Source organism: Flectobacillus sp. (assembly GCF_049240685.1).
Lineage (GTDB): Bacteria > Bacteroidota > Bacteroidia > Cytophagales > Spirosomataceae > Flectobacillus.
Window position 1 is genome coordinate 1 of record NZ_JBMLSD010000177.1, and the last position, 11,144, is coordinate 11,144.

At 36.0% G+C, this 11,144-nt stretch carries 9 protein-coding genes; 7 read left to right on the forward strand and 2 right to left on the reverse strand.

The window, feature by feature from the left end; all coding sequences use genetic code 11:
* Together ACOVQ4_RS08225 and ACOVQ4_RS08230 are read left to right on the forward strand one after the other, a co-directional pair.
* The coding region (locus tag ACOVQ4_RS08225) for a DUF6515 family protein (protein ID WP_421820172.1) at positions 1 to 530 on the forward strand (530 nt) is incomplete at its 5' end.
* Positions 531 to 872: 342 nt separating this feature from the next.
* Positions 873 to 2,144, forward strand: coding sequence for a sterol desaturase family protein (locus ACOVQ4_RS08230; RefSeq protein WP_421820173.1), 1,272 nt, complete (start codon positions 873 to 875; stop codon positions 2,142 to 2,144).
* Positions 2,145 to 2,212: 68 nt separating this feature from the next.
* On the opposite strand, the gene ACOVQ4_RS08235 is transcribed toward ACOVQ4_RS08230, so the two are convergent.
* Complete coding sequence (locus tag ACOVQ4_RS08235) at positions 2,213 to 3,511, reverse strand: acetyl-CoA hydrolase/transferase family protein (RefSeq protein ID WP_421820174.1); 1,299 nt, start codon at positions 3,509 to 3,511, stop codon at positions 2,213 to 2,215.
* A gap of 213 nt (positions 3,512 to 3,724) precedes the next feature.
* Between ACOVQ4_RS08235 and ACOVQ4_RS08240 the strand changes: the two genes are divergently transcribed.
* Together ACOVQ4_RS08240 and ACOVQ4_RS08245 are read left to right on the forward strand one after the other, a co-directional pair.
* Complete coding sequence (locus ACOVQ4_RS08240; RefSeq protein ID WP_095162737.1) at positions 3,725 to 3,949, forward strand: hypothetical protein; 225 nt, start codon at positions 3,725 to 3,727, stop codon at positions 3,947 to 3,949.
* A gap of 3 nt (positions 3,950 to 3,952) precedes the next feature.
* Positions 3,953 to 5,047 (forward strand): serine hydrolase domain-containing protein, encoded by a 1,095-nt coding sequence (locus ACOVQ4_RS08245; protein WP_421820175.1) that lies wholly within the window; start codon positions 3,953 to 3,955, stop codon positions 5,045 to 5,047.
* Between the two features lie 7 nt (positions 5,048 to 5,054).
* Here the strand turns inward: ACOVQ4_RS08245 and ACOVQ4_RS08250 are convergent, their stop codons facing one another.
* On the reverse strand, positions 5,055 to 5,900 hold the full coding sequence (locus ACOVQ4_RS08250; protein WP_421820176.1) for an AraC family transcriptional regulator: 846 nt from the start codon (positions 5,898 to 5,900) through the stop codon (positions 5,055 to 5,057).
* 300 nt (positions 5,901 to 6,200) lie between these two features.
* On the opposite strand from ACOVQ4_RS08250, the gene ACOVQ4_RS08255 reads away from it, so the two are divergent.
* From ACOVQ4_RS08255 to ACOVQ4_RS08265, 3 genes are all read left to right on the forward strand, one after another.
* Complete coding sequence (locus ACOVQ4_RS08255) at positions 6,201 to 7,463, forward strand: MFS transporter (RefSeq protein ID WP_421820177.1); 1,263 nt, start codon at positions 6,201 to 6,203, stop codon at positions 7,461 to 7,463.
* A gap of 29 nt (positions 7,464 to 7,492) precedes the next feature.
* Positions 7,493 to 8,995 (forward strand): alpha,alpha-trehalase TreF, encoded by a 1,503-nt coding sequence (gene treF, locus ACOVQ4_RS08260; RefSeq protein ID WP_421820178.1) that lies wholly within the window; start codon positions 7,493 to 7,495, stop codon positions 8,993 to 8,995.
* 498 nt (positions 8,996 to 9,493) lie between these two features.
* Positions 9,494 to 10,447, forward strand: coding sequence for a hypothetical protein (locus tag ACOVQ4_RS08265; RefSeq protein WP_421820179.1), 954 nt, complete (start codon positions 9,494 to 9,496; stop codon positions 10,445 to 10,447).
* Positions 10,448 to 11,144: the final 697 nt, after the last annotated feature.

Genomic DNA, 11,144 nt, shown 5'->3' on the forward strand with positions numbered 1-11,144 from the left:
GTGATGATTATTCTCGCCGAAACGACAATCGTCGCGATGAATATCGTCGCGATGACCGCCGTGGACCAGACCGAGTTGTGGTAGTAGACCGTACTCGTCCAAACTGGCAATATGCAAATATTCCTAGTCGCAATGCCCATTACAATGCATTACCTACAGGACATTTAAGTATCAACTTTGGGGGCATTCGCTTTGCTTATCATCAAGGCGTTTTTTACAAACCTTACAACTCCGAATATGTGGTATGCCAAGCTCCAGTAGGGATTCGTGTCAACATGTTACCGCGTGACTGCCGAAGAGTGGTTATCCGAAATGTAGATTATTACTATTACAACGGAACCTATTATCGTCCTTATGGAAATGAATATGCTACGGTAGCTCCTCCGCTTGGTGCATTGGTCGAAAGTATTCCGGGCGGATACGAAAAATTGATGATTAACGGCGAAACTTATTATGTAGTAGATGGTATCCAATACAGAGCGGTATTAAACCGTGGTGAAATCTGGTACGAAGTAATCAAAATCATGTAAGAATGATGCTGTAGGCTACAAGCAGTAGGCAAAAAGTTCTAAAGAGCCGCAAACCTATTTTTGCAGAAAGCTCAAACACTCAAGTAATCGTGCAAAATAAAATTTAAGTGATGGTGAAAACATAGTGTTGAAAATTGGAATCTTATATTTCACAACTCATAATTCAGCATTAATACTATATAAAGGCAGTCTTTCGAGACTGCCTTTTTTGTTCCTTTAAATCTTATTTTTCTCAAAGAACCAATAAATAGTAAAATATTATGAAAAAATTTAACTATTCGATAAATTAGCGTTTAATCAATAAACGCTGTTCATTAATTCACTTCTTTAATAGTATATAGTATGGAAAGGTATGGTCAAATTCTAAATTATGCGATGCCTATTTTTTTATTTTTGGTATTACTAGAAAAAACCTACGGCTGGCTCAAATACAAGGATAGCTTCAAGGCAATGGACATGTTATCGAGTTTGAGTTCGGGTTATACCAATATCATCAAAGATGTATTAGGCCTTAGTATTTCTATCATCACTTACGAATGGATGGTATCACATTGGGCTATCTACCATCTTGAATCTACTTGGGCGATTTATATAACGGCTTTTATTGCTTTAGACTTTACGGGGTACTGGGGGCATAGATTGAGTCACCAAATCAATTTTCTTTGGAATCAACACCTAATTCATCATAGCAGCGAGGAATTTAATTTGGCTTGTGCTTTGCGTCAAAGTATCTCTACTTTTATCAATTTCTTTACGATATTTTTACTGCCTGCCGCGCTCTTAGGAGTGCCGAGTATTGTTATTGCTACGGTTGCTCCTTTGCATTTGTTTGCTCAATTTTGGTATCATACCACTTATATCAAGCGTATGGGATGGCTCGAAAATATCTTGGTTACGCCCTCGCACCACCGAGTACACCACTCTATTAATCCTGAGTATATTGATAAAAACCATTCGCAGATTTTTATTATTTGGGACAAAATGTTTGGGACTTTTCAAGAAGAATTACCTGATGTTCCATGTGTTTATGGTGTAACTGTTCCGGTACAGACTTGGAATCCTATCAAAATCAATTTTCATCATATTTGGATTTTAATTCAAGATGCTTGGCATACCAAAAATTTTGTAGATAAAGTAAGAATATGGTTTATGCCAACAGGTTGGCGCCCAGAAGATGTAAAAGACAAATTTCCGTTGGCCAAAATCGAGGATGTTTATCATTTTCAAAAATATGCTCCTGAAACTTCAAATAAACTAAGCACTTGGTCTTTTATCCAATTCTTTTTCACCTTTGCTTTGATTGTCTATTTCTTTGGTCATTTGGCACAGATAGGCTCGCCTTTGATGTTTGTGTACGGCGGTTTTATTTTTCTGAGCGTGTATGCTTATACCGAAATGATGGATCTAAATCCACATGCATTTTGGTATGAATTATTAAAAAATATGATTGGTTTAGGTCTCATAGCCTATTTGAGGGATTGGTTTGGAATGAACCAATATTGGGGCGGAGTTGGCTATTTTGTAGGGGTATATTTCGTATTATCTACCATTATTACGGCCTACTTGGTATATGCCGAGAAAAAGGTTTTTCAACAAAAAATCTATACCAACTAGCTATTAGGTATGGTCTGTCAGCTTTCGGATAGTCCTATATTTTCCGAAAGCTGACAAACAAGATTTAACTAAACATACATATAGACTCCTTGCGAATATTGATGTTTAAAACGTTCAAAAGCTTCTTGCTCTAATTTTTCTTGATGGTCGGGGTGTGCGATTTTTATTAATTCTTTAGCTCTTTCTACCAAATTCTTTCCATACAAATAAGCAATCCCAAATTCGGTAACTACATAATGTACATGCGCACGTGTAGTGACTACACCAGCACCCTCTTTCAAATGTGACACAATTTTGGACTCGCCATCTTTTGTACCTGCTGCCAAAGCAATGATTGGCTTTCCGCCTTCAGACAAACCAGCCCCACGCATAAAATCCATTTGCCCTCCTACACCTGAGTACATTCTGTAACCGATACTATCAGCGCAGATTTGTCCAGTAATATCTATTTCGATGGCGCTATTAATAGCAGTAACCTTTGGATTTTGTCGAATAATTGCCGTATCATTTACATAATCCACAGGCAACATACTGATTAAAGGATTGTCATCTACAAAATCATACAGCTTTTGAGTTCCACAAAGGAAAGTCGATACTATTTTACCTTGATGTTTTTTCTTAAAACGTCCTGTAATTACTCCCTTTTCAACTAAAGGTATGATTCCATCAGAAAACATTTCGGTATGAATTCCTAAATCTTTATGATTTTCTAATGCGGCCAAAACGGCATTAGGAATACTTCCGATACCCATTTGTAGCGTCGCACCGTCTTCTACTAAAGAGGCTACGTTATTACCAATTCTTTGTTCAATATCAGACGGTGTTCCCCACGTTACTTGATGCAGCGGTTGGTCAAAAGGTACCAAATAATCAATTTTACTCACATGAATTTGGCTATCGCCTAAAGTTCGAGGCATAAAGCGATTGACCTGAGCAATGACAATTTTGGCAGATTCTAAGGCTGCTAAAGTAGCGTCTAATGACGTTCCCAATGAACAAAACCCATTTTTATCGGGTGTTGAAACCGTGATAAGCGCCACATCAAGATTGATGATTTTTTGACGAAATAAACGAGGAATTTCAGAGAGAAAAACAGGAATGTAACTCCCACGACCTTCTGCAATCGCTTTTCTTACATTTTTACCAATAAAAAAGGCATTCGTATGAAATATACCCTCAAATTCGGGTCTCGTATAAGGTGCATCGCCTTCGGTATGTAAATGATAAATTTCAACATTTTGCAGATGATTGGCACATTTTACCATTTCTTGAAGCAAGTGTTGGGGCGCTCCTGCCACACTATGCACATAAACTTTATCGCCAGATTTAATAACTTTGAGAGCGTGTTCAGCAGATGTAATCGACATAAGTACGTAATTTTGAGGTTGGGATAGCATTGAAATTTATGGCGGCAAGTTGGCAGAATAGTTTGGTCTTCAGAATGACTTTGGTCATTTAAAATACCTTTTTCTATCAGCTACTTTTTGTACAATTCCGATATTTATTTTACCTAACCGCTTAACTTTTAACCCGTTTGATAACTTTATATCAATAAATATCTAAGAAACTGTAATTTTGTTATGGAAACCAACTACATGCCTCTTCACATCACTCGACTTTGGAAAAATATTGCAGGGCAAGGTTCGAGAAGAAAGAGAAATCGATTTAGAGAAATGTATAAACTTCATCTAGGCATTACCTCTGATGAATATTTTTACCAGATTATGCGTGGAGAAGTAAAAATCCCAGAACCCGATATTCAATATTGTGAAACTTTAATTCGAAATATAAAACAGCAACGATAGCCTATGCGATACCTTCTACTTCTATTATTATTTACTCAAAGTTTGTTGGGGCAGTCTTTGAAAAAGAGTTTAGATTCTACTATTGCCAGCCATTTTGCAGGCAAAGAAGTGGGAGGTGCATTTTTGGTTATTAACAACAACAAGTTATTGTACGAAAAAGGGATTGGTTATGCAGATATACCGCAAAAGTTAGCAAATACGCCATTTACCAATTTTAGACTTGCCTCCATATCCAAGCAGTTTACGGCAGCAGCAATCATCTTGTTAGAAAAACAAGGTTTGATAAGCTACGATGATAAACTTAGTAGATTCTTCCCTCAATTTGATTTGGTAGTATCTAATCGAATCAAAATCAAACACTTACTAACTCATAGTTCTGGCCTTTTAGATTATGAGAGTCTTCTCCCAAGTAACAGACAAACACAAATCCAAGATGCAGATGTTGTAAGTTTGTTGGCTACAGAAAATAAACTTTATTTTGAACCAGGCACTGAATTCAAATATAGCAATTCGGGTTTTTGTTTGTTGGCTCAAATCGTGGAGATAGTAACAGGAATGAAGTTTGAACAATATGTAACGGACAATATTTTCAAACCCTTAAAATTAAAAAACACCTATTACTATAATCCTAATTCAAAAATGCCGCTTCGGGCTTTAGGATATGCCCTAAGCAACGTCAACCAAGTTATTCCGGCTGATCAAAGTGTGACAAGTGCTACCAAGGGAGACGGTTGTATTTATACAAATTTAAAGGATTATCGAATCTGGCAGGAGTCACTTGTCAACAATACCTTATTCAATCTTTTTGAGGAGTTATCAAAAATACAGGTAAGTACTAAGTCAAATTCTTTTCTCAAATACGGACTTGGTTGGTTTTTTACACAAGAAGAGAAATCATGGGAACTATATCATTCAGGAAGTACTTCGGGTTTTAGTAATGGGGTACTTTGGCTGCCACAGCAAAAATTGCTGATGGTGTATTTTACAAATTTGGCAGATAATCATTTGATAGAAGAAAAACTCATTCAAGTACTAAAATCCTATAAAATTTTGCCTTCTACATTCGATTTTCGAAAAGCACTGGCACTCACACAATAATATAATATTACTTCATCTGAGCAAATTGTGAGGGTTGTATTTGCTTCAATTTTTTGAATACACGCCCAAAATAAGATACATTATTAAATCCGCTTTCAAAGCAAGCGTCGGCTACGGTTCGTCCTTGATGAAGCAATTTGCAAGCATGATTGACTCTGTATTCATTCACAAAATCGGTGAAGGTTTGATTGAGGTTCTTTTTAAAATAGTTACAAAAGGCAGGAACAGTCAAATTTGATAACTCTGCAACCTTCTGGATATCAATTTCATTAGTAAAGTTTTCTTCAACGAACTGATAAATTTTACGTAGACGCAACTGGTCTCTCATCCCAAAATCATACCGAGTATCTCTTTTATTCAATAGTTCATATTCATTCGACTTAGCAAGAATTTCTAAAATATTAAGCAAATGTATCATTCTCTGAAAAGGCAGAATTTCGGTCAATTTGCGTAACTCTTGGGCTATGAGTTGTTTGGTCAAACCAGTAAATTTTATTCCTTGCAAACCTCTTTCAAACAACTTTTTGATATTTTTTAATTCTGGTTTTTTTAAAAAATCTTCTCCCAAAAAGTCTGGCATAAATTGAATAACCACCTCTTCGTGCTCTCCTACTGCTCCAAAGCCAAATCCGCCGTGAGGCACACTCGAGCCTATCAATACCAAATCGCCGTCTTGATAATAACTTAAATGATTACCTACATGCCGACGCCCATTCCCTCCATATACACATACAATTTCTATCTCGGGATGATAATGATAATCCCAAGCAAAATCCTCAGCTTTTACTTTTTGATATAATAATCTAAACGAACTGCCCTCATCAGCCAGAATCCTTTCGTAGCCTGTTTTCATGGATTTATCTTAAAACTTAAAACCGAAATTACATTTTCTACACAAAACACTCATTATCAGACAACAAATATTTATTGTATCTTTATTACTTTGACTAGATAGTCTAAAAATAATACCCAATTATTCGACTTATCTTAAAATTTTATACAAAAATATTAATACAGTACTAATACTGAGTAATAAAAGAGTAGTTATCCGCTCAAAAATCAGATTAAATTTGTACGTCATTAACCATTTATATAATTTATCTAAGAAAGCGGACCAACAGTCCGCTTTTATTTCTCAATAAAACAAGACCCAATGGCTCACTGGCGACTCAAACTATCCTTGTTTATTAATTACTTTTTATTTGCCATGCTTCTGAACAGCGTTGGTACGGTAATCTTGCAGGTACAAGCTACCTATCATGTTTCCGAATCTTACGCAGGAGTTTTGGAGGCATTCAAGGATTTGAGTATTGCGATTATGTCGTTTGGTATGGCGTCATTTATTGGTGAATTGGGTTATAAAAAAGCCATGCTATTGGCTTTGGCATTAGTCGCAACAGCAAGTATTGCTATGCCTTTGATAAATTCCTTTTGGATGACCAAGTTACTATTTGCCACTGTTGGTATTTCATTTGCCTTAATAAAAGTTTCTGTTTATGCCACCATCGGTTTGGTCACCAAAGACGAAGGTGAGCATATTAGTTTTATGAACTTTATCGAATCATTTTTTATGATTGGCATTTTACTAGGCAACTTCATCTTTAGTCTTTTTATCGATGACACAAATCCTAGTTCAAGTTCGTGGACACAAGTATATTATTGGTTAGCAGGCTTAGCCATTATTGCTTTTTTGTTATTATACACCACTCCTGTATCCGAAACCACGAGCCGCAACACTTCGAGCCAAACTAGTTCTTTTGGTGAAATGTTCCATTTGGCAATTGTGCCGGTGGTGCTAGTATTTGTGGCAAGTGCCTTTATTTATGTGCTTATCGAGCAAAGTATTATGAGTTGGTTGCCAACCTTCAACAATAAAGTACTTCATTTACCTGCAACGCTCAGCGTGCAAATGGCCAGTATCCTAACTGCTTCAGCTGCCTTAGGTCGTTTTTTTGCAGGGATTTTGTTAAGAAAGTTTCCGTGGTTAATCGTTCTAACGATTTGTATAACTGCCGCAGGATGTCTAGTTATTTTGGTATTGCCTCTTGCTCAAAATTTAGGAAATGTAGCTATTACAGGCTGGGGCAATGCCCCGCTTGTTGCCTTTATATTTCCACTGATTGGTTTACTGATTGCGCCTATCTATCCCGCTATAAATTCTATTATTTTAAGTACCTTACCACAAAAACAACATGCGCTAATGTCTGGCCTTATTGTTATTTTCTCTGCGCTCGGCGGTACCACTGGTTCATTTATTACTGGTCATATCTTCGAAGCATTTGGAGGTCAGACAGCCTTTTACTTCTCATTAATTCCTATGGGAATTCTTATAACGCTTTTGTTTTTTTTCAAAAGAATACAAACTAGCTACCAAAGCAACCCCATCGACTTTGGCAAAGGTGGCGGTAGCCATTAACCATTTTTTTATAAACAATACCTTAAAAAATGAATACGCACGCCAAGTATCTGGAGCTTAGTGCGTTCGAAGAATTATTCGAAGACGTACAATTGAGCGGGATTTTTCCTGATTCCAAAACTTTTAACGATTGTGTGCCTCGGTTTGAAAAAGACCAAATTCTCAATACTTATCGAGACCAAAAACAATTAGTACAATTTGATTTAAAGGAATTTATTGAGTCCAACTTTATACTAAATACACAGCCGGCAACACTGTACACCAGTGATACTTCAAAGCCTATCGAACAACACATAGATGGGCTTTGGCAAGTACTTACTCGACAACCCGACCAAGTGGGGGGAGCTTTGATACCCTTGCCGTATCCTTATATTGTGCCCGGTGGACGCTTTCAAGAGATTTATTATTGGGATTCCTACTTTACCATGTTAGGCTTGTCTGTAAGTGGTAGGTTTGACCTAATAGAGCACATGGTAGACAACTTTGCCTTCTTGATTGGTACCATAGGGCATATACCCAATGGTAATAGAGCCTATTATATTAGCCGTTCACAACCCCCTTTTTTCACCTTAATGGTAGCTTTGCTACAAGAAGATTCAAGTAACAATTTGTACCTGAAATATTTATCCAGCATCGAAAAAGAATATAATTTTTGGATGACTGGCTATGATTCTTTGGAAAATGAATGGCAAGCAAACCGTCGTGTTGTAAAAGGGCCAAAAGGTGCCTTTTTGAATCGTTTTTATGATGATTTGGACACTCCCCGACCCGAGGCCTATAAAGAGGATATCGAAATTGCCCATTTGGCACTTCGAAAATCTTCAGAAATTTTTAGAGATTTAAGAGCCGCCGCCGAATCGGGATGGGACTTTAGTAGCCGATGGTTGGCAGATGGAAAGCATTTGGAGCAAATTGTAACTACTCAAATTATTCCGATTGACCTAAACTGCTTGCTTTATCATATCGAAATGGTTTTGGAACAAACATATCAGAAGCTAGGAGATATGGAACAACAGGAAAAATATGCCAACCGAGCTCAAAAACGTAAAAGTGCAATTTTACAACTATGCTGGAACCAAGAAAAACAACTCTTTTTTGATTACAATTTCATTCAACAGACACAAACACAAGTAGAATCTTTGGCAAGTACCTATCCCCTATTTTTTGAAATCGCTTCACAGGAGCAAGCAAAAGCGGTAGCAATGAGTTTAGAAACTAAGTTTTTGAAAAATGGCGGACTAGTAACTACCACACTTCAGACAGGACAGCAATGGGATTCGCCAAACGGTTGGGCTCCTCTCCAATGGATTGCTTACAAGGGGCTTCGTCAGTACAAACATGATACTTTGGCTAGTAAAGTTCGTGAGGCCTGGCTGCTAAACAATAGAAAAGTCTACGAACAAACTGGAAAAATGACCGAGAAATATAATGTGGTCAATACAAGTTTGCTAGGAGGCGGCGGTGAATATCCTAATCAAGACGGATTTGGCTGGACCAACGGAGTATTTCTGAAACTCATCCATGAAAAATAAACCAAATTGAGTGATTTGTGATTGCGTGCAAGATAAGATATTAGTAGAGGTATCTTTCCCTCAAAAGTATTTAAGAACTTTTGTCTATCGTCTAACGCTTAAGGTCATTTTCAGATAAGCAGGAAAACGTTGTTACTTATTTATGCCATAATAAGCGATATACTGTAATTTAGTAACTTCTTTTTATTGACTGATAAGCAATAGGATTCGGGCAGTGCATCAAAAAACACAAGTATGTTGTACGGGAGAATCCATTTGCTTTATCATCATTAGAATCTTAGGTGGTGAGAATACCTAACCTCTCAAAATCAGGAATACCTTCGAATTTTATACCACACACACAATTCTTAATAATAGACTATTTGCTTTTCCGTTGTGCATATAAATTCATAATCGATATAGTAAATCGATTCCCAAGATTAAATCAGCGACTTTTTGCTTGTTTCTTTGTTCAGAAAGTCAGTATTTGCAAATTGGAAAAACTTTAAAACTTTAAGAATGAAAAAAGTACTTTTTATTAGTAGTCTATTGCTACTATCTGTAACCACATTTGCCCAGAAAAAGAAAACGCCTAAAAAAGGTAATTCCAAAGCCACTGTAGCTATTGACTCTACTAATTTGTTAAACCTAAATCCACTTAAAGCCAATCAAACACAGGCGGAAGATTATATCGTAGCAAGCCTATTGCCTAAAGACTTGTTCTCTAACAAAAATGGACAAAAGCAATATTATGATTCATACAAAATCTCGCTGAAAGCAGGGGAAGAGATGATTCTAGAGCACCAGTCAAACGATTTTAGAGTAATGCTTGGTTTGAAAAGCCCCAACAAAAGTGTTAATACAGAGTTTAGTTATGATGCAAATCCATTTGGTGGGAATAGTTTCAACAAATTTCACTTCACAGCGCCTAGCACTGGTACCTATACACTCCTAGCAACCTCAATGGATGCTGGTCAAACAGGTAAATATTCGATTCGCAAAACTATTTACGCGCCCAATGCATTAGATTCGAAAGTTGATGCCTCTTTGTCGAAGAACTTTAAAGCCCTATTAAATGCCAAGAAAAACAAATTTAAAGAAATAACTGGCGAAAAAATTAAAGTAGCTCGTAAAGACAAAGCTCTGGATAAAGCCACGGGACAAGATAAATACAATGCAAAAGCAGAATTGATTTCAGGAAAAGCAGGCATAATTATACTGGAAAATGAAGGACAATCTGCCAGCTACAAATCTGTACTCATTGAATCTGAAAATGAAGAAGAAGTAAAAGCACAGTTTCAACAATTAGTTAAGCAATTTCAGATTTTAACTAGAAATTGGCTCGAGCAGCCATCAACCGAACTAAGTTATAGTGCTTCGACAGACCAAGATATGGTTTCGTTAAGTATAAGCTCTACAGAGGATAAAAAGAAAAAGAAGAAACTGTATCAGCTAAATTTTAGCTTAAACTAGATTATTCCAAAAAGGAATTAGATAAAAAGAAGAAAGGTAGAATTTCTACCTTTTTTTTTATTGATAATAAATCCAAAACATCTCAATCATCGTATTTGTTACAATAGCGTTGAGAAATTACCTTAAAAAATGATAAATACCTTTTTATTTTGGATTTGGATGGCTTGGAGTTTACCTATGGGTATATACAGAAGTCAATTTAGAAAGATTGTTTATCAAGATACTCACTGGAGTATCAATATTAAACCTTATTTTATAAAAGAACTTAAAGGATTATTAGGAAACCTGTACCCACACAATCCAGAGTACATCCAAAAAAGAAACTTTTATAGGTTTTATTTAATGATATATATCATTCTTGGGGCTGCTTATTTTTTGAGTAAAACCTAACAAATAAAAACAAAAAAGCCCGACACTACGAGCATCGAGCTTTCTGAATTATAATCCTTACTTTGTTTATTTTTAGTATCTTATATAAAAAGATTTTATATTCCTCTAATAAATTGTGATAAAGCTCGTAAATCCTTTTACTTTATCACTAATTGCTATTATTTACGATGCAATATACTAAATAACTATGAAATAAAAACAATTCGCTATAAAATTTCTAAATGCATATAAATATTCACTTTTTTATTCAGCTATGAAAAACGATGGTACATGCAGAATTATCTACGAATAATTTATAATCTTGTTG

What these genes read in the sequence shown, in the direction of transcription:
- ACOVQ4_RS08230 (WP_421820173.1), top strand. Translation starts at nt 873, where the DNA reads ATGGAAAGGTATGGTCAAATTCTAAATTATGCGATGCCTATTTTTTTA.
- ACOVQ4_RS08235 (WP_421820174.1), bottom strand. Translation starts at nt 3,511, where the DNA reads ATGTCGATTACATCTGCTGAACACGCTCTCAAAGTTATTAAATCTGGC.
- ACOVQ4_RS08240 (WP_095162737.1), top strand. Translation starts at nt 3,725, where the DNA reads ATGGAAACCAACTACATGCCTCTTCACATCACTCGACTTTGGAAAAAT.
- ACOVQ4_RS08245 (WP_421820175.1), top strand. Translation starts at nt 3,953, where the DNA reads ATGCGATACCTTCTACTTCTATTATTATTTACTCAAAGTTTGTTGGGG.
- ACOVQ4_RS08250 (WP_421820176.1), bottom strand. Translation starts at nt 5,900, where the DNA reads ATGAAAACAGGCTACGAAAGGATTCTGGCTGATGAGGGCAGTTCGTTT.
- ACOVQ4_RS08255 (WP_421820177.1), top strand. Translation starts at nt 6,201, where the DNA reads ATGGCTCACTGGCGACTCAAACTATCCTTGTTTATTAATTACTTTTTA.
- treF (WP_421820178.1), top strand. Translation starts at nt 7,493, where the DNA reads ATGAATACGCACGCCAAGTATCTGGAGCTTAGTGCGTTCGAAGAATTA.
- ACOVQ4_RS08265 (WP_421820179.1), top strand. Translation starts at nt 9,494, where the DNA reads ATGAAAAAAGTACTTTTTATTAGTAGTCTATTGCTACTATCTGTAACC.